Annotated in this window: 16 protein-coding genes; 10 read left to right on the forward strand and 6 right to left on the reverse strand. The window is 59.4% G+C overall.

Features of this window, described 5'->3' with window-relative positions; translation table 11 throughout:
• Positions 1-2: 2 nt before the first annotated feature.
• The 3 genes from HMPREF3145_RS03115 to HMPREF3145_RS03125 all read right to left on the reverse strand — a co-directional run bounded on the left by HMPREF3145_RS03115 (position 3) and on the right by HMPREF3145_RS03125 (position 8,379).
• Positions 3-3,737 (reverse strand): multifunctional oxoglutarate decarboxylase/oxoglutarate dehydrogenase thiamine pyrophosphate-binding subunit/dihydrolipoyllysine-residue succinyltransferase subunit, encoded by a 3,735-nt coding sequence (locus HMPREF3145_RS03115; RefSeq protein WP_070421795.1) that lies wholly within the window; start codon positions 3,735-3,737, stop codon positions 3-5.
• Between the two features lie 123 nt (positions 3,738-3,860).
• Positions 3,861-7,487: an ABC transporter ATP-binding protein gene (locus HMPREF3145_RS03120; protein WP_070421796.1), complete on the reverse strand. Its 3,627-nt coding sequence runs from the start codon at positions 7,485-7,487 to the stop codon at positions 3,861-3,863.
• On the reverse strand, positions 7,474-8,379 hold the full coding sequence (locus HMPREF3145_RS03125; protein ID WP_070421797.1) for a hypothetical protein: 906 nt from the start codon (positions 8,377-8,379) through the stop codon (positions 7,474-7,476). The genes HMPREF3145_RS03120 and HMPREF3145_RS03125 overlap by 14 nt, the downstream gene beginning before the upstream one ends.
• Before the next feature lie 100 nt (positions 8,380-8,479).
• Here HMPREF3145_RS03125 and HMPREF3145_RS03130 point away from each other — a divergent pair, with 100 nt between their 5' ends.
• Positions 8,480-10,009, forward strand: coding sequence for a carboxylesterase/lipase family protein (locus HMPREF3145_RS03130; RefSeq protein ID WP_070421798.1), 1,530 nt, complete (start codon positions 8,480-8,482; stop codon positions 10,007-10,009).
• A gap of 88 nt (positions 10,010-10,097) precedes the next feature.
• Positions 10,098-10,907, forward strand: coding sequence for a hypothetical protein (locus HMPREF3145_RS03135; protein ID WP_070421799.1), 810 nt, complete (start codon positions 10,098-10,100; stop codon positions 10,905-10,907).
• On the opposite strand, the gene HMPREF3145_RS03140 is transcribed toward HMPREF3145_RS03135, so the two are convergent.
• On the reverse strand, positions 10,904-11,431 hold the full coding sequence (locus tag HMPREF3145_RS03140; protein ID WP_141740789.1) for a hypothetical protein: 528 nt from the start codon (positions 11,429-11,431) through the stop codon (positions 10,904-10,906). The two genes, HMPREF3145_RS03135 and HMPREF3145_RS03140, sit on opposite strands and share 4 nt — an antisense overlap.
• A gap of 95 nt (positions 11,432-11,526) precedes the next feature.
• On the opposite strand from HMPREF3145_RS03140, the gene HMPREF3145_RS03145 reads away from it, so the two are divergent.
• The 8 genes from HMPREF3145_RS03145 (at position 11,527) to HMPREF3145_RS11450 (ending at position 20,979) form a co-directional block, all read left to right on the forward strand.
• Positions 11,527-12,726, forward strand: a complete 1,200-nt coding sequence (locus HMPREF3145_RS03145; RefSeq protein ID WP_070421800.1) for an MFS transporter — start codon at positions 11,527-11,529, stop codon at positions 12,724-12,726.
• A complete protein-coding gene (locus HMPREF3145_RS03150; protein ID WP_070421801.1) occupies positions 12,723-13,718 on the forward strand; it encodes a nucleoside hydrolase in 996 nt (331 codons plus the stop codon). Before HMPREF3145_RS03145 ends, HMPREF3145_RS03150 begins: the two co-directional genes overlap by 4 nt.
• A 92-nt stretch (positions 13,719-13,810) precedes the next feature.
• Positions 13,811-14,617, forward strand: coding sequence for a glycosyl transferase family 9 (locus HMPREF3145_RS03155; RefSeq protein ID WP_070421802.1), 807 nt, complete (start codon positions 13,811-13,813; stop codon positions 14,615-14,617).
• Positions 14,618-14,626: 9 nt separating this feature from the next.
• The gene (locus HMPREF3145_RS03160; protein WP_246817483.1) at positions 14,627-15,334 is read left to right on the forward strand and encodes an energy-coupling factor transporter transmembrane component T family protein; all 708 of its coding nucleotides are present in this window, start codon (positions 14,627-14,629) and stop codon (positions 15,332-15,334) included.
• The gene (locus tag HMPREF3145_RS03165; protein WP_168162442.1) at positions 15,325-16,494 is read left to right on the forward strand and encodes an ATP-binding cassette domain-containing protein; all 1,170 of its coding nucleotides are present in this window, start codon (positions 15,325-15,327) and stop codon (positions 16,492-16,494) included. Before HMPREF3145_RS03160 ends, HMPREF3145_RS03165 begins: the two co-directional genes overlap by 10 nt.
• 1,555 nt (positions 16,495-18,049) lie before the next feature.
• Positions 18,050-19,120 (forward strand): DUF262 domain-containing protein, encoded by a 1,071-nt coding sequence (locus HMPREF3145_RS03170; protein WP_070421804.1) that lies wholly within the window; start codon positions 18,050-18,052, stop codon positions 19,118-19,120.
• Complete coding sequence (locus HMPREF3145_RS03175) at positions 19,062-19,853, forward strand: MAE_28990/MAE_18760 family HEPN-like nuclease (RefSeq protein WP_141740790.1); 792 nt, start codon at positions 19,062-19,064, stop codon at positions 19,851-19,853. Before HMPREF3145_RS03170 ends, HMPREF3145_RS03175 begins: the two co-directional genes overlap by 59 nt.
• A gap of 73 nt (positions 19,854-19,926) precedes the next feature.
• A complete protein-coding gene (locus HMPREF3145_RS11450; protein ID WP_083279362.1) occupies positions 19,927-20,979 on the forward strand; it encodes a DNA cytosine methyltransferase in 1,053 nt (350 codons plus the stop codon).
• A 91-nt stretch (positions 20,980-21,070) separates the two neighbouring features.
• Here the strand turns inward: HMPREF3145_RS11450 and HMPREF3145_RS03185 are convergent, their stop codons facing one another.
• Both HMPREF3145_RS03185 and HMPREF3145_RS11455 read right to left on the reverse strand, forming a co-directional pair.
• The gene (locus tag HMPREF3145_RS03185; protein ID WP_246817485.1) at positions 21,071-21,958 is read right to left on the reverse strand and encodes an NgoMIV family type II restriction endonuclease; all 888 of its coding nucleotides are present in this window, start codon (positions 21,956-21,958) and stop codon (positions 21,071-21,073) included.
• Positions 21,955-22,977 (reverse strand): DNA cytosine methyltransferase, encoded by a 1,023-nt coding sequence (locus tag HMPREF3145_RS11455; RefSeq protein ID WP_083279363.1) that lies wholly within the window; start codon positions 22,975-22,977, stop codon positions 21,955-21,957. The genes HMPREF3145_RS03185 and HMPREF3145_RS11455 overlap by 4 nt, the downstream gene beginning before the upstream one ends.
• Positions 22,978-23,159: the final 182 nt, after the last annotated feature.

Here is a 23,159-nt window from a genome sequence, read left to right on the forward strand (position 1 = left end):
GGTTAGTCAGCGAATGCTTCCTCAAGCAGCTGCTTTTCTTCCTGCTGGTGCACCTTGGCCACACCGGTTGCGGTGGTGGACTGTGCACGACGGGACACGCGGACCATCTCCGGCATGTCCGGGATCAGGGTGCGCAGGTGCTCGTTGTAGAACGGCCATGCGCCCTGGTTTGCCGGCTCGTCCTGCACCCAGCGGATCTCCTTGGCGTTCGGGTAGTTCTTGAACGCATCCGACAGGCGGTTGAACGGGATCGGGTGGAGCATCTCCACGCGGACGATCGCAATGTCGTCGCGGCCATCCTTCTGACGCTTCTTGTCCAGCTCCCAGTAGATCTTGCCGGAGCACAGCATGATGGTCTTCACCTTGTCGGTGTCGCCGATCTTCTTGTTGCCGCGCTCGACGAAGTTCGGGTCGTCGATGACGGACTGGAAGCGGTTGACCTCGGTGAAGTCAGACGGCTGGGACACTGCAGCCTTGTTGCGCAGCATGGACTTCGGGGTGAAGACGACCAGCGGACGCTTCATCTCGCCGAGAGCCTGACGGCGCAGCAGGTGGGAGTGGTTAGCCGGGGTGGACGGCTGCGCGATGGTCATGGAGCCTTCCGCGACGAGCTGCAGGTAGCGCTCGATACGAGCAGACGAGTGGTCCGGACCCTGACCCTCGTAGCCGTGCGGCAGCAGGGAGATCAGGGAGGACACTTCGCCCCACTTGGTCTCGGAGGAGGACAGGTACTCGTCGATAATCGTCTGGGCGCCGTTGGCAAAGTCGCCGAACTGTGCTTCCCAAGCGACAACCGCGTCCTTGTTGCCAAGGGTGTAGCCGTACTCGAAGCCCATGCCTGCGTACTCGGTCAGTGCGGAGTTGTAGACCTGGAACTGGCCGCCGTTGCCGGCTTCCTGCGCGTTGTGGTCGAGCGGGTTGAACGGCTCGGCGTTGTCCGGGTTGTACAGCACAGCGTGACGCTGGGTGAAGGTACCGCGCTGGCAGTCCTCACCGGCGAGGCGGACAAACTTGCCCTGCTCAGCCAGGGAACCGAAGGCGAGCAGTTCGCCCCAGCCCCAGTCGATGTCGCCGTCGGTGAACGAGCCGCCGCGCTTGGACAGGACGGACTTCAGACGCTTGTTCGGGGTGAAGTCCTCCGGCAGGTTGGCGTACGCGTCTGCGAGGCGCTTGAACTGCTCTTCGGAGATGTTCGTGTCCAGGCCGCGGGTGAGCTTCTGGGAATCGGTAATACCGGTCTGCTCGCTCGGCTTGCCCTTCTCGGACTTCACGTCGGTGAAGACAGCGTCGAGCTGGTCGTGGAAGTCCTGTGCAGCCTTCTCTGCGTCTTCCTGCGTGATGTCGCCACGGCCGATGAGGTCCTGGGTGTAGCGGGTACGCACCGACGGGTGGTTGTTGATGCGCTCGTACATGACCGGCTGGGTCACGGTCGGGTCATCAGCCTCGTTGTGGCCGCGCAGGCGGTAGCAGATGAGGTCGATGAAGACGTCCTTGCCAAACTCGCGGCGGTACTCGGTAGCGAGCTGCGCAACCCATGCGGCTGCCTCCGGGTCGTCGCCGTTGACGTGGAACACCGGGCAGTCGAAGCCCTTGGCCAGGTCGGTGGCGTAGTAGGAGGAACGGCCGGAATCCGGGGTGGTGGTGAAGCCGATCTGGTTGTTCACCACGATGTGGATGGTGCCGCCGACGGTGTAGCCCGGCAGGCGGGACAGGTTCAGGGTCTCCTGGACGATGCCCAGACCGGTGAACGATGCGTCGCCGTGGAGCATAAGCGGAACGACCGGGTGGTCCTCGCGGCCCTTGGCAGCCTTGATCTGGTCTTCCTTGGCGCGCGCCATACCGACGAGCACCGGGTCGACTGCCTCAAGGTGGGACGGGTTCGCAGCCAGGGAGACCTTGATCTCGCCGTCGCCGAACATCTGGATGTGCTCGCCCTCGAAGCCGAGGTGGTACTTCACGTCGCCGGAGCCACCCTGCTGGGCTGCGCGCATGTTGCCTTCGAACTCGTTGAAAATCGTTGCAACTGGCTTGCCCACGATGTTGAACAGGACGTTCAGGCGGCCACGGTGCGGCATGCCGATGACAACCTCTTCCAGGCCCTGGCCTGCAGCGGTGTCGATGATGGCGTCCATCAGCGGGATGAGGGTCTCTGCGCCCTCGAGGGAGAAGCGCTTCTGGCCGAGGTACTTCGTCTGCAGGAAGTTCTCAAAGGCCTCAGCGGCGTTGAGCTTCTGCAGGATGTACTTCTGCTCTGCACCGGTCGGCTTGGGCATGCCAGCTTCGACGCGGTCGCGCAGCCATTCGCGCTCGTCGCGGTCCAGGATGTGGGAGTACTCGGAGCCGACCTTGAGGGTGTAGGAGGAGCGCAAGCGCGCCATAACCTCGCGCAGGGTCATCTGCTCCTTGCCGCCAAATCCACCGACGTGGAAGGTGCGGTCCAGATCCCACAGGGTCAGGCCGTGGGTTTCCATGAGCAGGTCACGGGAATCCGGCTTCGCCAGACCAGGCTGGTGCCACTGCAGCGGGTTGGTGTCAGCGATGAGGTGGCCGCGGGAGCGGTATGCCTCGATGAGCTGCATGACACGGGTGTCCTTGTTAATGCCCGTGTTCGGAAGATCCTGTGCCCAGCGAAGCGGGGAGTACGGGATTTGCAGGGACTGGAAGATGTTGTCCCAGAACTTGTCGTCGATAAGCAGCTGCGAAATATCGCGCAGGAACTCGCCGGACTCTGCACCCTGGATGACGCGGTGGTCGTAGGTGGAGGTCAGCGTGACCAGCTTGCCAACGCCGAGCTCGGCGAGGCGGTCCTCGGAAGCGCCGGCGAACTCTGCCGGGTAATCCATAGCGCCAACGCCGACGATGGTGCCCTGGCCCTTGGTCAGGCGCGGGATGGAGTGGCGGGTGCCGATGCCGCCTGGGTTGGTGAGCTGGATGGTGACACCGGAGAAGTCATCCATGGTCAGCTTGCCGTCGCGTGCACGAGCGACGATGTCCTCGTATGCGTCAACGAACTCGGAGAAGGACTTCTTCTCGCACTCCTTGATCGCAGCGACGACGAGGGAGCGGGAACCGTTCTTGCCCGGAAGGTCGATAGCCAGGCCGAGGTTGATGTTCTCCGGCTGGATGGCGAAGGACTTGTTGCCGTCCTCCTTGTAGTTCTTGTTCATGTCCGGGTGCAGCTTCGTCGCCAGGACGATGGCGTAGCCCAGGATGTGGGTGAAGGAAACCTTGCCGCCACGGGTGCGCTTGAGATGGTCGTTAATCAGCGCGCGGTTCTCAAACATGAGCTTGACCGGCATGTCTCGCACGGTCGTCGCCGTCGGCACCTCGAGCGACTCGTTCATGTTCTTCGCAATCGCACGGAATGCGCCCTTGAGCTGGAACTCGCCCGGCTCGACCTCGACCTGTGCGATCTTGTCCAGCGGGGAGGCCTTCGGCTTCGGCAGGGTGCGCTGCGGGCGGTTAGAGACCTTTGCTGCGGCCTCGTCGACCTTGGTCTCGCGACCATCCTGCGAAGGTGCGCCGGTGGAACGGGCAACCTTCGGGTCGGTCTTCGCCTGGCTTGCACCTGCCTGGGAAGGGGTGACGTTGGACGTGCCATTGGCGGTCTTCGGTGCACCCTTTTTCTCAAACAGTTCACGCCATTCGGCGTCGACCGAGTTCGGGTCGTCCTTGTACTGCTGGAACATCTCGTCAACCAGCCAGCTGTTCTGGCCGAACGTGTTTTCGCTGCTCACGGCAGGTTCTCGCCTTCCTTCTGTTTCGATTTCGCGGAACGTTTCTTTGACTGTAATCGTCCGCGCTGATATGGCGCGAACTTGGGTTGTTCCTGTCCACGGGGTTTCCGTCTTTCACCCCCGTTAGCGGTTGGCAGCCCACATTTGGGCATACCTACCGCCGGCGGTGAGGAGGTCCTCGTGGCAACCGTCCTCAATGATACGTCCTTCGTCGATGACGAGTATTCGGTCGGCCCGCGCAGCGGTTGCGAGGCGGTGTGCGACGACCACTGACGTGCGCCCCGAGGTTGCGCGGTCGGCGGCGTCGAGTACCGCGCGTTCGGTTGCGGGATCAAGGGTGGCGGTGGCTTCGTCGAGAAGCAGCACGGCAGGGGAGAGCATCTCCGCACGTGCGAGTGCGATGATCTGGCGCTGCCCGGAACTCAAGCCTCGGCCGCGTTCACCGACGCGCGCGTTGAAGCCGCCGGGGATCGTATCGACGACACCGAGCGCGCCAATGCGGTTCACCGCTGCCTCGATCTCTTCTGGGGTCGCGCCCGGCGTGCCGTAGGCGATGTTGTCCGCGACGGTGCCGGGGAACAGGTAGGACTCCTGCGGGACCTGGGCGAGTGCGCGGCGCCAGTCTGCAAGCGGGAATTCCACGATGTTTGTGCCGGAGGCGCGCACCTTGCCCGAGGTGGGGTCGTAGAACCGGGCGAGCAGTTTGACCACGGTGGATTTGCCCGCACCTGTTGGGCCGACGAGTGCCACGGTGGTACCTGGTTCGATGGTCAGGTCCATGTGGTCAATCACGGGGGAGGCGTCTGTATCGGTGGAGGCGGAGTAGGAGAAGGTGGTGTCGTCGAAAAGCAATGGCCCTCTTGCGGCGCTGAGAGCACCCGGGTTGGTGCCGGTGTCGGGGACGGTGGTGCGTTGGGCGAGCAGTGCGCGGATGCGGTCGAAGCTGACGGTGGCTTGCTGCCAGGAGTCGAAGATTTGGCCAAGCTGCTGGATGGGGCCGTAGAGCTGGCCGAGGTACATGGTGAATGCGACGAGCACACCGACGGACAGCGATCCGTCGGCGATGCGTCCCGCACCAAAGCCGACGATGACGGCGGTCATGGTTTGGGAGATGAAGTGCATGCCTGGGAAGTACAGCGCGACCAGGGTGACGGAGCGCATGCGCAGGCGGCGGTATTCGTCGCTTAGGGCGGTGAAGTGCGCTTCGAAGTGGGTCTGCGCGCGGTGGGTTTGGGTGGTGCGGATGCCGCCGATGAGTTCCGCGAACTCGCCGTTGACCGTGGAGATCTGTTCGCGTGAGGCCTGGTAGTAGCGCTTGGAGAAGACTCTGAACGCCCAGGTAGCGGCGACAATCAGCGGGACGGCGGTCAGTGCGATGAGGGTGAGTTCGCCGTCTGTGGCAACGAGCATAACGATCACGCCCACGAGCGAGCCAACGGCGACAATCGCCTGGGCAAGCCCGGTTTGTAGGAAGCTTGACAAGGTGTCGATGTCCGTGGTCATGCGCGTCATGATCTTGCCGGACAGTCGCGATTCGAAGTAACTCAACCCCAGTTGCTGCAGGTGCGCGTAGGAGCGCAGGCGCAGCCCGTAGAGGAGGCGTTCGCCGGAGCGCGACGACAAAACAGTCATGAGTGCATCCGAGGCCCAGGCGATCGCGACCACACCGAGCGCAATGAGGCCCGCGTTGATCAGGTTCTCCTGGTTAATTGGGGTAATGCCGCGGTCCACGGCGGCGCGCACGATGGTGGGGAAGGCCAAGTCCGCCAGCACGCCCACAATCAGCAGGGCGACGGTGCCTGCGATGAGCCAGCGCACGGCCTTGAACATGTCGCGGATGTGGAATTCGCTCGACGGGGTGCGCAGGCGGGTCAGTGTCTGCTCGGCCAGATCTGGCAGTTCGCGCGCTTCCGGGAGGCGCTCCACACGCGCGAGCAGTTCCGGGGTGGCGTTGATGGTGGAGGCGCGCCCGCTCGTCGGCACGATCACGCGTTCCTGGGGTTCGGTGTCCACTTCGGGCCACAGGTCGCCAACCTCCTCGTACAGCGTTTCGGACTCGGGATCCATGGAGGCGCGATACTCGTCGGTTGCCATGACCTCGTCGCGGGGCCCTTGCTTGACGACGACCCCACCGCGCACCACCGCTACCCGATCCGCATGATCCACCGTGGACTGGCGGTGCGCCACGGTCAGCACCGCAATATCACTCAGTGCGTCGCGCAGGTTAGCCAAGATGTGGGCTTCGTTGATGGAGTCGATGGCGCTGGTGGCGTCGTCAAGCACGAGCACCTTCGGTTTTGACATGAGCGCGCGGGCGAGTGCGATGCGCTGGCGCTGGCCGCCGGACAGGGTGAGACCGCGCTCACCGACTTGGGTGTCGTAGCCGTCGGGGAGGCGCTCGATGAACTCGTCTGCCAGGGCGAGACGTGCTGCGTCGCGCACCGCGGCATCAAGTTCGTCCGGCGACATGTTGTCGGCAGCGCCCATGGCGATGTTGTCGCGCACGGAGGAAGAGAAAAGGAAGGCGTCGTCGAAAACACAGACCACATCGCCACCGGTGACCGTGCCCGTATCCGGGGTGTAGAACCCGCCAGCTAGCTGCACCGCCATGGTTTTACCCGCGCCGGGCGGGCCGACCATTGCAACGGTCTCGCCCGGCGCGACCGAAAGGGTGAAGCCGTTTAAGACGTTGTGGCCGCCGGTGGAAAAGTGCACGTCGCTAAAGTGCAGGCCGGGTTCGGCAGGCAAGTTTTCGGTGGAATTCGCGGTGGAATTCACGGTGGAGTTTGCGGTGGACTCTTCAGGTGCGAGTGCCAGCACATCCGCGAGCCTGTCGAAGGAGCTCATACCCATCTGCATGCGGACGTACTGGTTGGTCAGCATGGAAAGGGTGGACGTCATCGTGGTCAGGTACGCGGTGAATGCGACGAACTGGCCGATGGAGATCCTTCCGTGGATGGCGAGCATGCCGCCGGCGATGATGGTGACCACCAGCGCCACCTTGGGCAGTTGGGAGAGCATCGGCTGGAAGCGTGCGGTGAGTTTCGCCGCCCGCATTTTTACCGCGTAGAGGTGGCGACCAAGGTTGTCGAGCTGGTCGATCTCTCGCTGTTCTTGTCCGAACGCCTTGACCACGCGCACGCCGGAGACGGTTTGTTCGACGTGTTCTGCAAGTTCTGCGGTGGCGTGCTGGTTGACCCACGTTGCTGCGTAGAGCGTTTTGCGCGACCGGTTGGCCTCCCACAGGAGCACGGGCAGCAGCGCCAGCGACATCGCGGTCAGTGCGACGTCCATGCTCAGCATGACGATCAAGGTGGCTACCAGTTGCACGATGCGCGTGAGCATCATCGCCAGAGTGTCCAGCACCGTCTGGTACATGTTCAGATCCGAGATCGAGCGCGAGACAATCTGGCCGGTCACGATCTTGTCCTGTCCCGGCCCGTCCAGGCGGTGCAGCGTGCGCAGGATCTTGGTGCGCAACCAGTGTTGCGAGGTCGTTGCAAGGCGACCGGAGGTGGTGCGCCGGATGATGCTCAGGACGTAGGTGGCCGCTGCGACTGCCACCATCAGCCACGCCACGCCGGCAACGGAACCGTCTGCATTCCCGGTGGCAATATCAATCGCTTGGCCAGTAAGAGCGGGCTCGGCCACGCGGGTGAGCGCGGCCAAGATGGCAGCAGCGAACGCGACGGCGGCAGGCGCGCGGTTCGCCTTGAGCGATTGAGTAAGAAGTGGGCTAGTGGTCCTCATGTTCCTTGTCGTCGCTGTCCTTCCCGCTACTGTCTTTGCCGTCGCGGAAGATCTTCAAAATCCACGCAGCGAATTCCTTCGGGTTGAAGCCACCCTTGATGCGACCGGTCTCGTCGGCCTTGTCTTCGGGCTCGAGCGGGGTGGCAAACTGCAGCGGCACCGGGCCGAGGGCCTGCTGAATGTTATCGATGATGTTGCCGGCCAGCTTGCGGTTCACCGTGGTACCGGCAACTGCGCCCAGGCCGAGCGGCAGCATCTTGCCCAGCCAGGCGCGACGCATGGAACGACGCAGCGAACGCATAGCCATGCGCTGCAGCACGTTGTTGGTCTCATTGAGCGTCGGGCCAGAAAAGCGCGACAGGGTGGCCTTGCCAGGCAGCTTGCGGGAGTTTTCGCCGAGCAGCGTATCCACGATTGCTAGACCCTTCGTACCCATCAGCGTGGTCAGCACGATGGCGCGGCGGTGCTCGGCGTCGGAGATGTCGTCGCCACGCAAATATGCCGAGGACATGGCGTAAAACGCCGCGAGATCCAGAAAGAGGGCGGACTCGCCGGCCACAGCAGCAGCACCTGTGAACAGGCCAACGCCTGGTACTGCCGCAGCGGCACCCACACCGGCACCGGTGCCCGTGACGGTGTTCTTTAGATGCTTATCCATAATCGCCTGGATCTGTGCCGGCGACTTATCCGGGTTGTCGCGGCGCAACCAATCTACATATCCGCGGATCACAGAGGTCTGCAGTCGCACGGCCTTGTCCACCGCGCCGATGAAAACACGACCGAGTTTGCCCGCGTCCTTTTCCAGCTGCGCTGAATTTTCCTGCAGCGCGACCTCGATTTCCTTGCGGAGCTCCGTCTCGTCGGTCTGTGCTGATTTCTTTTTACCGAACACGTTTATCCTCCTGCCGTGAACTGGCGATGGGTAATTGGTACAGCATAGAACGACTTCATATCCCGGGAAGACCGGGCGGAAACGCTCTAGGCTTGAACGCATGAATGCGCGCCGCCAACCAGTCGTACAGACAACGGCCGGAGCCGTGCGCGGTCAAGTCGACCCGCACACCGGAATGCGCACCTGGCGTGGCGTGCCATTCGGCGCCAACACCGCTGGTACTCACCGGTTCCGCGAACCGAAACCCGTCCAACCCTGGCCTGGGGTGCGCGACTGCACACGCTTCGGCCCACCCGCCATGCAAGGCACCTTCGGCATCCGTGGCACGGTGCTTGGTTCGGAGGACTGCCTCAACTTAGACATCGTCAGGCCCGACACTGATGAGGTCTTGCCTGTCGTTGTCTGTTTCCACGGCGGCACTTTTGTCACCGGCGCCAGCCACGAAAAAGTCCTCCAAGGTCATCGCCTCACCGCCGCGACGAACATTGTCTACGTCTCCTTGAACTTCCGCCTCGGCGTGCTCGGCTACCTCGATGTGCGATCGCTTGGCGACGACTGCGTGGCCAACCCCGCTATCCGCGACCAGATCCTCGCCCTGCGGTGGATCCGGGACAACATCGCAGCCTTCGGCGGCGACCCAGATGCCGTGACCATCATGGGCGAATCCGCAGGCGGTGCTGCCGTGCTGCATCTCATGTGCGCACCCGATGCCCGCGGCCTGTTCCACCGCGCAATCGCGCAGTCCCCGCCACCGGCCAGCGTCCACTCGAGGCGCCAAGCCGCCAGGTGGGTCCAAGCCCTCATCAGGAAACTCGGTCTCGCACCAGACACCACCCTTGACCAGTTGCGCGACATCCCCGCAGAAACCCTCGTGCGCGCCGGGCAATCACTGATGTTTAACAGCAAGGAAGCCCTGCAATTCAACATCAGCTTCATGCCCACCCTGGACAGTGCCAGCCTGCCCCAACACCCCATTGACACGTTCAACGCTGGCGAGCAAGCCCGCGTGCCACTGATCGTGGGAACCAACTCCGACGAAGCCAGTTTCACCAAAGCCATCTACCAAACCTCCCGCCAGCGCCAACGTGCTGCGCGCCGGGCGTTGAACGTGTTTGACCCGGACAATGCGCTGGATGTCATCGAGGCGTACGACGATGTCGGCGCACGCGGCGACTTTGCGGAGTTGATGGCAGACGCCGTGTTCTGGGCCCCGAGTGTCATCCTTGCCACAGCGCACCGCATGGTTGCGCCGACCTATATGTATCGCTTCGCCTACGCATCTGCCGCGATGCGCAAGTTGGGCCTCGGCGCGATTCATGCAGCTGACCTGGTTGCGGTCTATGGCGATCCCTTTGCCACAGTGACCTCCAAACTGGACCGCTTCGGGCCCCGGGACACCTTCCAAGAGGTCAGCCGGCTCATGCAGTACCACTGGGGCGAGTTCTTCCACACCGGCACACCTGGTACGGAGTGGCCCAGCTATGGGTTTAAGCGTGGCGACGACCCGGGGCGTGCGACTGCGGTGTTTGAGTACGGCATACGTGTGGAATACGACCCGAAAGCGGAGCAACGCACCGCGTGGGAGTCGTTTGACATGCGCGAGTGGGGAATTAGCCGGACGGATTTGTGACATCCGCGATGATAATTCCAGGCACGCGTCAGCGAACGTGGCTAGGCTGAAGCCAGTCTGAAGGTCAATGCGGAAGGAACCCACTGTCATGAGCTTTTTCGAGGACATCGCGGCCGCGTTGGACCGCGACGGTATTGAGTCGCGCGTAGGCGGGGACACGATGTTTGTCCCCATGTCCGCGGCGTTGGAATTGCAGTTTGTGGAAATTGATCCGCACCTGCCAGCGGCGAACGTGTACATCGCCGCCGCTGACGTGGACGAGGACGACGAAGAGTTTGAGGCCGTCTTAGTCGCTGTGGTGTTCTCCGTGGAGGCAGCGGTGACTGCTGTTGCTGAGCACATGGCGACCGACCAGGTGGTAACAGTGCTGCGCGACCTGCTGGAAAGCACGGACGAGCGCATTGGGGATCTCGAGTTCTTCCAGGACCACGTCAACCCGCAGCAGGTGCGCGCCGAAGTGGGCGCGAATGCCGAGTTGCAGGTCGTCGTCGAAGCCGTCAACGGCGTGCCGAGCGCCACAGTGACCTTCGTTGCACTCCCGGATGACTACGACGATGTCATCGAGGACGCCGAGGGCGAGTTGTGGGAGTCCGACGGCGATGCGGAACTGTCTGAGGAGGACCGCGCACGTCTGTTTGACGTCATCCATGATGAGGCAGTTGCCGACGCTGAGAAGCTCGAGCTGGGCAGCTTCACCGACTTCGACCGCCTCTTTGACGTGCTGTCGCTCGCCGCCGACCAGGCAGAGGAATGGGAGGCGCAGCTGCTTCCAGTCGACGACGAGATTGACGAGCCGGACGTCTACGACATCTTCGGCCAAGACGACGAAGACTACGACGAGGACCTCGATGATGAGGATCTCGACGACGAAGACTTCGACGAGGACGACGAGGACTAAGCCGCGCTGAGTCCTTCGAACATGGAGGAGGGCGACTCGATCGGGGTGAACGCCCCGTCGACGAGCCAGACGTAACTTGCTGCCTTCGCCCCCGGAATTTCGTGGACGGTGTGGGCAGCATCATCGGGGATGACCGCGCGCACCCAGGACTCGGCAAGCAACGTGTCCACAGGAACCCCAGCGGAATCCGTAATACGCAATTCGATCAGGTATGCCGGGATGTGGCGCTGCCCGTAGCCCTGGATACGTGCGCGAGCGCGCGGGCCAACGCGCCGCCGCGTGACCGCCAGCGACAACGTCGGACCGTTGTCTATCCGGGGTAGCGATATCACCGGTGGCCGCCAGGTCGCAGCCGGGCGCGACAGCGAGCGCGGGTGGTGGATCATCGCGTTGATGGCGTGCAGCTTCTCGGGGAAGAGGTCTCGGATTTCGGCAGCCAAGGAATCGGCGCTGGCGTATGCATCGGCATCCACAGTGGGGGAGGTGCGGAACATGGACAGGGCATTCTTTGCGTTCAACTTCATGGCTCAAACACTAAAAGTGGCCCCGACATCAACAGGCACGCATTCGAACACATTAGCGATACGGTTATTTGACGCGTTGTGTAACCTTGCTGTTTATGAGTGCGAATAAGGTGGTGAAACCGTCGATCCCCCGCACCATTTGGGTGCTCACGGGCGCCGCCTTCATTGTTGCGCTCGGGTACGGGTTAATCGCTCCGGTTCTCCCGCAGTTTGCGGGAAGTTTCAACGTATCCATGGCCGCAGCAGGTGCGGTCGTGTCTGTGTTTGCTCTCGCCAGGTTGCTTGGTGCGCCCGGCGCGGGTGTGCTGGTGGACAAACTGGGCTCGCGCCCGATCTATCTCACGGGCTTGAGCATCGTGGCTGTCTCCACGTTCTTCGTGGCGTTTGCCCAGGCGTATTGGCAGATTCTTGCGTTGCGGTTCATCGCGGGTTTCGGCTCGACGATGTTTACGTTGTCGGCGCAGGCACTGATTGTGCGGGTGACGCATCCTTCGATCCGTGGCCGCGCGAATGCGCTGTATGCCTCGGCGTTTCTTGTGGGCAATGTGTTCGGTCCGATCGTGGGCGCAGCGTTGTCGTATTTGGGATTCCGTATCCCATTTGCCATCTATGGCGTTGCGGTCGCGTGTGCTGCGGGCATTGTTGCGTGGCTTACACAGCCGCGTCCAGGTGCGAAGGCGTTGCCGAAGGCGAAGCCCGCGATGCGGCTGCGGAGCGCCTGGAAGGTGCCTACCTACAGGGGATTGCTGGTCGCGGCGTTTACCAATGGATTTGTGAATATGGGCGCGCGCGTGGCGGTGTTGCCGCTCTTTGCCGCCGCGGTGTTTGAGCAAGGCGGGGCAGCGGCTGGTTTCGCGCTTACGGCGTTCGCGCTCGGTATGGCAATCATGTTGCAGTTCTCTGGGCGCATGTCGGATCACTTCGGTCGGCGCCCGATGATCTTCGCGGGCATGGCAATGTCTGCGGTGTTTACAGCGGTGCTTGGCACGGCGACAAGTTTTTGGCCGCTCGTCATCTGGTCGGTGCTGGCCGGCGTGGCTTCCGGCACGATGAGCCCGTCCATTCAGGCAGCGTTGGCGGACATCATTGGCAATGAACGCTCCGGCGGTAAGGTGTTATCCACATTCCAGATGACGCAGGATGCGGGCCAGATTTTCGCGCCTGTGGTTGTCGGTGCGATTGCGCAGACCGCGGGTTTTACTGCCGCGTTCGGCGTATGCGGTGCAATGTGTGCGGTGGCGGCTGTTGTGTGGCTGATCATCGGTAAGGAAACGATGGTGAAGGAGCCACGATGAGAGTAATTCTGGACTGCGACCCGGGTATCGACGACACCTTAGCCCTCATCTGGCTCACCGCGGCCACGCAGGCAGGCATCCATGAGCTTGAGTGCGTGACCACGACTGCCGGCAACGTCGACGCCGACCAGTGTGCCAAGAACGCCGCATGGATCCTGTCGTTGTGCGGTTTGCCGATTATCTCTCTCGCCGCTGGAGTACCGGCGCCGCTTGAGGTGGAGCTGACTACCACGCCGGAAACCCACGGCGATACGGGGCTGGGCTATGCCACTGCGCCGCAGCGTCACGTCGAGCACGACTGGGAGGCGCTGTGGATCGACGCGATTGAGCGTGGCACAGACGATCTTCACCTCATCGTCACTGGTCCCATGACCAACTTGGCGTTTTTCGCTCACGCCCACCCGCAGCACTTCGCGCGGCTCAAGCACATCACGGTGATGGGTGGTGCGGTGAACTACCCGGGCAACACCACGCCGACGGCGGAGTGGAACTTCTGGGTCGATCCACACGCCGCCGCCGACGTCTTCGACATGACACCGACTCCGATCACGCTGTGTTCGCTTGGCGCGACGGAGAAGATGGTGCTTGAGCCTGAGCGGTTGGAGGGGGTCGTCGCAAAGCTAGGCGCGAGCCCGATCGCCCAGCACTTGGGAGACATTGTGCGGTTCTACTTCGAGTTCCACGAGGAGGTCGGAGAGGGCTATCGTGCGCAGATCCACGACTTGCTCACGGTGCTCATCGCGCTTGGTGCGGTGGACTACGAGCATTGCTTGACGACGATCGCCGTCGAGGCCGATTCCGACCTCACCCGCGGCACCTCTGTGGCAGATCTGCGCGACATTTGGGAGCGCGAACCCAATGCACGCTTAGTCACCGACGCGGACATTGAGGCCGCGTGGCAGTCCTTCGACTGGGCCTGTGAGATCCATGCACGCGTGGTGGCGGGTGATGCGAGCCTTATGGAACTGCGCCACCTCAAAGCAGACGACTAACTGCTACACTGCCTGATCTGAACGCTCCTGCCGAGGTGACATAGGCAGGCGCGTAGTTTCCCCTTTCACCCGTGAGAATTACGGAAAGTTCCATGTCACACACCACTTCTCAAAACTCGCAGAAGGCGCAGTGGACCCCGCTGCGTCGCGTTCTCGTTGCCCTGGGCGCGCTGATTATCGCCGCGACCTGGCTCTACTTCGTTCTTGTCCGCCCCGCTGACTGGGATCAGGTCACTGGCTCCGGTCCTGGCATCACGTTGCTGGCGGGCTACGGCGTGGGCACCCTGCTGCTACTCGTGGCCATCGTCCCGGTGTTGCCGGCGCGCACGCTTGGGCTGATTCCGATTGCGATCATCATCAACTCCGTCATCGGCGAGATCGTCGGCTCGATTGGTCTGCCGCTGTACCTCGACTCCGTGGGTACCGTGCTGGTCGCAGCCCTGGCCGGCCCGGTTGCGGGCATGGCCACCGGTGCGCTGAACAACGTGGTGTGGGGTCTGGTCAACCCGGCCGCTCTGCCGTTCGCCGCCGGTGCGGCCTTGGTCGGCTGGTTGGCGGGTGTGTTCATTCACCGCTTCAACGCGTTCCGTAACCCTGGCACCGTGGTTGGCTTTGGCCTTGTGCTCGGCGTGGTGGGCGGCATGGTTGCAGCCCCGGTTGCCGCATATGTCTACGGCGGTACCGCCGGTGTGGGCACCGGTGCGCTGGTGAGCCTGTTCCGCGAGATGGGTGGGTCCCTGATCGCGTCGGTAACCACCCAGGCGTTTATCTCGGACCCGGTGGATAAGCTCATCGTCCTGTTCATCGCATACGCCACGGTCAAGGCGCTGCCGAAGCGCACCGTGGCTGCCTTCGCGCCACAAGAACCTGTCGCACCAGCATCGACACCTGAGGCGTAAAGCACTTCCGTGGCAGACCGTCTGAGCCCTTCAACCCGTGTGAACCCGTTGACCGCTTTGGCCATCGGGGCGTTTGGCTGGATTCTGGTGCTCGGGCTGAACCGGCCAGAAGTTTCACTCGCAGTGCTGGCCATGGCGGTGGTGCTGGGCACGTGGCGGACCCGCAACGTCGCCCTCATCGCGGCCACCGCGTTACTTGCAGCTCCGGTCGCGGCATCCATGGTGCTCATCCATGCGCCCTACGGGGAGCACCGCATCGCGCCGCTGCTGACCAGCGACGGACTTGCCACAGCAGGGGAGTTAGCCGCACGCTTCACCGCACTGATCGCCAGCCTGCTCGCGGCCGTCGCATGGTCGCGCACCCCGGACCTGGCCAAGGCGCTGCAGGCAGCACCGGGTGGCAACCGGATCGGATACATCGCCGGCACGACACTGCAACTCGGCCCCCAAGGTGCACACCGCGCCCGGATCGTTCGCGACGCCAACCGGCTCAAAGGCGAGCGCATCACCGTAAAAACCGTGGTCCCGAACCTGATCATGCCGGTGCTTACCGAGTTGCTCACCCAAGCCGGTGCTCGCGGCCAAGCCTTAGAGACCGCAGGTTACGACCTCACCGGCCCTCGCACCGTGCTGCGCCCTGTCCACGACAGTCGCATCCAGCGCGCCGCCCGCATCTTCATCCCACTTGCATGTTTGGGGGTTGTGCTGTGGATCTGACATTGCTTACCCAGGCGCTCGACGAGCACCGCACGGTGCAGGTGATCGGCAACTCCGGTGCTGGTTTGACCACCCTGGCAGCGCAGGTCCACCGCGAGTGGGACAACGCCGCCGTAGTCCAACAGGACGCCACCGCACACGTGTCGTATCTTCGCGATACCGTCGTCGAGGAAGTCGCCCTCGGTCTCGAACAGCGCGGCATTCCAGCCGACGAGATGCGCCAGCGTTGCCAGGCAATTCTCCACGCCGCAGGGCTGAGCGATCTCGCCGAGCGCAACCCAGCGCAACTTTCTGGCGGACAAACGCGACGCCTTGCCATCGCAGCCGTTGCGGTGCTCGAGCCGGGCACCTTGCTTCTCGACGACCCCTTCGCCGGCTTCGACCCAACCTCCTGCACCCGCATCACCGAACTGCTGGCTTCGCTGCCGTCGAAGGTGGTCATCCTGGGCACTCGGCTTCGCAACATCGACTCGGTCGCCCTCGGCCTTGTCGGAGGTGTCCTCCAGCCCGAGGTCCCACCAAAGCCGAACCTGCAGCTGCCCGACCGCGTTACAGCAACCGGCGAGCCGATCGACCTCGGCGAAGTCTCCGCGGTGCGTGGCGAAACACCCCGCAAGTGGTGGCAGTTTCGCACCACGTCAGAGCCATCGTTCACCGCCGGTCCAGTGCACCTGACCGTCCGCCCCGGCGAGGCCGTATGGCTACGTGGCGACAACGGTGCCGGCAAGACAACGCTCCTTCGCGCAATGGCTGGCCTCGACGACAACCCGGGCCTGGAACAGACTCGCGGCGTGACCGTGTCGCTGGCGTTGCAGCGCGCTGCAGACCAGCTCGCCGAATCCACCGTGGGACGGTTCATTGGCGACGATGACACCGTCGCCGCACTCGGCTTGGACCCGGAGGCCCACCCACTGGACCTTCCGTCAGCGCATTTCCGGCTCGCACAGCTCGCCCAGGTGTTCGCCCAGGGGCGTGACCTTGTGCTTCTCGACGAGCCCGACGTCGGCCTCGACACTCCCTCCCGCGAACGCGCCCACGCCCTCATCGCAGCGGGCCTAGCACGCGGTCAGGCAGTGATCTTTACCTGCCACGACACCAGCTTCGCTGCGGAGGTGGGGGAGTATGCGTATCCGCTGAAACATTGTGTCGAGCAGCTATGAAGATGGGGGTTGAGCAAAACAGTATCGTGGCTTCAGACACCCAAGACTTGGACTTGCGGCTTGCGAGGCTGTCGCGGACGCATCCGTTATCTCTTGACGAGATCTCGCAGGTCTCTTTAGGAAAACGGAACAAGTCAGAACACGTCAACAACAAGATCTGCGTAGCCAAACCCCAACGAAGGGCACATGGAGTGAATATCGACAATTCAAAGTCTCCGGGGCGTATTTTACACGAAGATTTCGTTGGCCGAGATCCGGGCGGTCAAGTGGCTTTCTCTAGACCCCCGATCCGTTTGTAGTGCAGCGGAGCATCGAATCACCGGTCACTGTTGCTGTTGTAAAGGCCAAGCGTCGACATATTGACCGTTCCTTCGCATCTCTTCCACAGGCACGAGCGCTTTCCGCCAAAGAGAACGACACGTTACCTTCTTTTCGGTTCCCCAATAGGGATTAGCAAGGTCAAGTCTTTGGGAATCAGATGCGGAAGCATTGTCCGTATTGATTAACACCAGTCCTGCTATTTGGTGAAACAGGTGTCATCGGATAGCCACTACGGTGCTACTGGAGACCAAATGGCAACTTGCATTGGGAAGAGGGAAATACAGCGAGCCAACGAGTTTTTGGCAGTGCTTGATGGAGTGCCCGGTAATGCACTTCGCAGTAGCGGATTACGCAGTAGAGCTTTGGAATGGCGAATCTCCTTAACGCAATTTCCTAAGCTAGTACGCACGAATCACGCCAATCGGCCTACTGAAGATGGGCTTTATCACTGAGGTGGTCTTGTCTACCCCTGTAGGTTGGATTCCTGCCGCGGCTGATTGATGTTGCGACCGCGTTGCTGAAAGCTGCAGCGTGACTTTCCGGTAGCGATTCAGTTGGGATCGGGCAGCAGTGCAGCATTGTGTCTAGGCACGTCCGCGAAACCGTTACCTCAGCGCGTGGCGCGATCGTCGAGTAGGGAGGCACGGAACACCCAATTACTAATAACTCGGTCTGGAATGGGGCTATTGGTGTGATTCTCTCCTACGGGGTGCTGGGTAGTATTGCGGGAGATTTCGTCAAATGGAAGATCGACTGCGTAAACCACGATCGTAAAGAGCGCTACCGGCTACTCACCACACCGCTACTGGTTTCTTCGTCCTGACAGATTGAAACTCGGCTAGCGGCGCCTGTTAGAAGATTGTAGACAAACAGCCGTACCAGTCAGAGCAGTTCGAGTAAGATCTGTGATGAATTCTTTCGTCACCTCTACCTTTCGGACTGTAGTGGAGAACTTGGTAAGAATTCGGTTGTATGTTGCGACTGTGCGGCTGTTTATTCTGACGACACCTCAACTGGTACACAAAATAATCGAGAAGCTAAAACTGACTGCTAAGCGTAACGACATCGCGGTTCGCAATATCGAACTCTATTGTGTCGGAAGATTGAATTCTTGGCGGCCTCGGCCGGAGAGCAGGGCCTCGCATAATTGAAATTAAAGCCTTGTAAGATTCGGATACAACAAATTGATGTGCAAAACGGACGTTGAGTCCTGATCTTAGGGAGGCCTCTTATTATGTCCACGAATCAGCCTAGCCAGCGAGATGTTGAAAAAGCAGAAGCGCAAATTGTCGAGCAATCGAAGCGAATAGAATTCTATCTCACCGAGTATTCAGTGGAGATGCTTGCTCTCAAGGTTCACGAGCGAGAGTTTGTCGTCCCCGACTATCAGAGGAACTTTACTTGGGAAGAACCTAGGAAATCTCGCTTCATCGAATCATTGATAATGGGGTTGCCAATTCCTTTTCTATTCTTCTGGGAGATGCCAAATGGGAAATTGGAGATTGTCGATGGGTCACAACGTCTCCGTACTATAGAAGAATTTATTTATGGAAACCTTAGGTTGGGCGAACTGAAAACTCTTGATCGACTATCCGGTTTTCGATTTGAAGACCTACCCGCGTCGCGCCGACGCAAGATCAAGAATCGTTCAGTCAGGGGAATCGTATTGAACGAACATGCAGATCAGGCTGCCCGATTGGACATGTTTCAGCGAATCAATACAGGTAGTAAAAATGCGAACCCTGCTGAGATACGGCGTGGAGCACTGGCGGGGCCATTTATGTCATTTGTTATCGAATTATCCAAATGTGAGAAGTTTCATAGCCTCGCGCCTATTACAAAAAAGAGGAAGGATGAAAGGGAGTATGAGGAACTCATCACACGGTTTTTTGCTTATGGGGATGGCCTCGAAAAATATCGTGATAACCCATCGGAATTTTTGTATGAATACGTAGAAAAAATGAACGGAGCTTTCGAAAAGGATCGATCTTCGGTAGAGAGATACCATGCGCGTGCAGAGCAGGTCCTAGATTTCGTCTCAAGGAATTTCCCCAACGGATTTAAGAAATCCGAAGGAAGCTCGTTTACACCAAGGTCTAGGTTTGAAGCGATCTCCATTGGTGTCTACAAAGCGCTTAAAGAGTCGCCTTCAATAGGTCAATTGACCGCTGACGAGGTAGCGGTCGCTAGTTGGCTTGATTCGAGGGAATTTAAAAATATAACGAGCTCCGATGGTGCGAATGCGCGTGGAAGACTGGAAGGCAGAATTAACTTTGTCAGAGACAAACTGGTTGGAAACAACTGACGACCTCGAACAGTTCTTTCAAGAACGCTATGAGGAAGTCCAGTCCTACTTGGTCCTTCTGAAGAATGTGGAGACTGCCAAGCAGCTTGGTGCACCGACTTTCAAAGGTACAGGTCAGATTATTACGGCGAGTCAAAGTCAGATTCTGACTTCAAATCTTTACCTGCAGCTTTATAATCTTGTTGAAGCGACGGTGACGAAATGTATAGATGCAGTATCAGAAGTAGTGGACGCGTTTGCGCTACGTCCGGAAGACATGCCGGAGAATATGCTCCGCGAGTGGGTTAAATCTCAAGCTCGGACAAATGTTGAAATGGGAGCCGACAAAAGGTTAAAGGCTGCACTTCGAGTGTGTGAAACGTTAATCAATCGGCTACCTGTCGGACGATTTGATTTATCTGTGGGCGGGGGTGGCAATTGGGATGATAAGGCAATAGAAGCGCTTTGCAAGCGACTCGGTTTTCAATTTGCGTTATCGACCGAAGCCAAGCGTGACGCTAAACGGCCACTTAAGAACAACCTGGGATCGTTGAAACTCGTCATGGATCGGCGCAACGGGTTGGCTCATGGTTCGCTTTCTTTCGTAGACTGTGGCGGCGAAATGCTTTATGAAGATATGGAGCGTCTTGTCACATGCGTTGGTATTTACTTAAGTGAGCTAGTCGATGCCTTCGTTTATTTTCTTAATTTTGAGATCGTTGAGCGCGAGTCTGCCGTGGTACGGGATTCTTAGTGTGCGCAGTTTGTCTGCGCTATCCACTCTCCTGTAGAACTTTAAAGTTGGTATTCAACACGGTGGAGTAGAGATGTTTGATCGCCAAGGGAATCATTTTCCGAATATCCGTGCCGTGGATCTCTTTTGTGGTGCGGGGGGCATGACTCATGGGCTCATGCGGAGCGGTATTGACGTGGTCGCGGGTTATGATTTGGATCCCAATTGTCGCTATCCATTTGAGGCCAATAATCGAGCAAAATTCTTTGAACAAGACATTCGGAAACTAAATGTTGAAGATGTTGCTAAGCGGTTGTCTGGAGCGGACTTTAGCCTGGTTGCAGGCTGCCCACCGTGTCAACCATTTTCTACGTACAGTCGTTCGCAACAACGAAGAGAAACAGGGGACGATTGGAAACTAGTGGAGGTTTTTGGCCAGGTTATCCAGCAGATCCAGCCGGATTTGATCGTGATGGAAAACGTGCCACAACTAGCGAAGCATCACGTATTTGCCGATTTTCTTGAGTACTTAAAAGGGTATCGTACGGAATGGAACGTAGTGGAAGCGGAGCGTTGGGGCGTGCCGCAAAAGCGGAGAAGATTGGTTTTGATGGCCTCAAAGCAACACAAGAACCCTTTAGAGCTGTCGGGTGAGGTATCCCGTCCAGTAACGGTTCGTGAGGCAATTGGTGGGCTGAAGCCGATTAGAGCCGGCGAAGTGGACTCAAAGGATAGCCTTCATCGTGCTCCTAAACTGAGTGATCGAAATTTACAAAGAATCAAGCACTCAAAACCAGGTGGAACTTGGCGGGATTGGCCTGTTGAACTGCAATCACCTTGCCATCGTAAAGCCACGGGTGCGACGTATCCAAGTGTGTATGGTCGTATGTTATGGGATCGCCCGAGTCCCACCATTACGACTCAAAGCTTTGGATATGGTAGCGGAAGGTTCGGACATCCAGCGCAAGATCGAGCAATTTCGCTTCGGGAAGCTGCGATCCTTCAGAGCTTTCCTCAGGATTACGAGTTCGTACGGCCTGGAGAACGCGTGCGTTATAACGTGCTTGGGAGAATGATCGGAAATGCAGTTCCTGTTCGTCTTGCAGAATCTATCGGAGAAGCACTGCTGCGTCACGTCGCAAGTTGAGCCAAATGCTTCGTTTAATCTTACGCGACAACTAAAAATCTTTCTCAAGCAATCCTCTTGCTGGAATCGATAAGACTTTGGCAGTCGGTATTTAAGCGACGAGGTCTAAAGGCAGGTCGGATATGTCGCGCAGACGATTTCCCTTGGTGAGCATCTCCAAAAGCTCTTTGGCCTCGTCTGACCCCTCGGCTTCTACTGCGAGGGTCAATTCGGGGAGGGCTGCGTGGTAAACCATGTCGATATCGCCAGTGCCTAATGCGAGAGACGAGATTCTGGAAAGCATGGGTTCAGCAGTGACAGCGATGATGTGCGGGGAACGACCCTTACGGTTGCGGATTAGATTAAGAGCTTCTGCGCGTGTGTTCTGTGCTCGGTCGCTGCGCATTGTGAATTTGCAACTAATTACCGCATGGAGGATTTCTACTGGTTTAACGTAGTTTGCCGCACGAAAAGGTGAGGCTAACGCAGAGTGGGAGTCGACCATAAAATGGCTGCTATTTAGTTCTTCGTCTTCGAGCGCTTTACGTGTCACCAGAATGTCCGGACTGATTGTGTAGGAGTTGCCAAGGGCAGCAGCAAGTTGCGGTGTTTCCCCGACAGCTTGAGCAAGATCTGCGAGATGGCGGTACGGTTCGTAAAGCTCGACATGGCTACCTCGGCGCGAACTGCCGACTGCCTCAGCGCTCCATTCTCCGGGGCGTACAGACTGAAGCAGGGGGAACGTGCCGCGAATAAAGCCGGCGACTGCTTCCTCGAATAACGATCCTGCGGATTGGCCTTTGAGTTTCTCTCGGATTTCAGCGCCGAGGGATTCTGCCATGTGTAATGCGATCTTCTTACTGGCTTTGCTATTGCAATCTGCGTTTGATGCAACCCCCGAGGGGGAGATGGACAGAATTCCCTGCAGAACAAGTCGCTGGTGGAAAAGGTCTCGATTGGCGGTGATAATAGATTTACGACCGTCGTTCATAGAAGTCATGGGTGGACCTCCAACAATGTGGAATCAGGTCTTTGGGGCTGGGCAGGGAATGAGTATGTTGTAGGTTGTTTACGCAGCGCAGCCGCTATGGAGCGGCCTACAGCTGCGGCGACAGGAGGAGGGAACGCATTTCCAACTTGTTTCCATGCAGCTGTTTTTCCTCCCTGCCACTTCCATTCTGATGGGAAACCCTGCAGAACGCCGCCCATTTTTACGGTTAAACGCGGCATTTCGATACTGGGGTCTACAGGGAAATCTGGTCCTGGTGCTTCTTCTGCGATTGAAGATCCGCGTACCCCAAGCTTGGCCCATCCCTCTCGGGCACGGGTTGGCCCAACGTCTGGACCGCCATGTTTCTTGCTGCCTCCTACAAGGGTGGGGCCGATCCCTTGAGCATTTTGCGCCCATCGGTCCGCCCCAGGCCAGCCATTCTCTGCCATCAGACTATGAAGAGCATCTCCGACAGTTACTGTTTTGTCGACTGGATCGGGCCAGTCGAAAAACTCTGTGTACTCGGACTGTAGTGCGACCAAAATGAAGCGAGGGCGTAACTGCGGGAGACCGTATTCTGCGGAGGTTAGAAGCTCCCAAAAAACGTGGTAACCCATTGACTCGAACTCGGAAATGAGTTCACTTCGATATGCGGCGAACCTGGGCTGGGAGAGTCCGCGAACGTTTTCAAGCATGACTGCTTTTGGTTTTGCTATTCGGGTCAATTCGAGTGCGCGGGGGAACAAATCCCGCTCATCGTCTCGACCTAGTTGCTTCCCCGCGATTGAAAAAGGCGGGCAGGGTACACCACCTGCTAGGAGATCCAGGTCTTCTGCATACGGGGAGATATCGAAATCGAGTACGTCGCCTTCAATTACGTTCCAAGATGGTCTATTAGCTCGAAGTGTGGCGGCGGCATGCGGATCAAGTTCCACTGCGGCTCGAAGAGCGAAGCCTGCGTCTTCAAGTCCAAGTGCCTGGCCACCTGCGCCAGCGCAAATTTCTACAGAGGAAAAAGGAGTGTTCATCGGGGATCAGTCTATGGGTCGAGGATGGATAAAAGAAACCTTTGTAGATTTCTTGATCGAAAGAAACCCTAATTGTCCTAGGCGAGACAAACTTCCTTTAATGGGAACGTGCGTTCGATCGATGTGGTTGAATTTACGCTTTCTTGAATGCCGAAGATCTCTGTGTGGACCAAAGAGCTGTG

This window comes from Corynebacterium sp. HMSC05C01 (genome assembly GCF_001807155.1).
Taxonomy (GTDB): domain Bacteria; phylum Actinomycetota; class Actinomycetes; order Mycobacteriales; family Mycobacteriaceae; genus Corynebacterium; species Corynebacterium coyleae.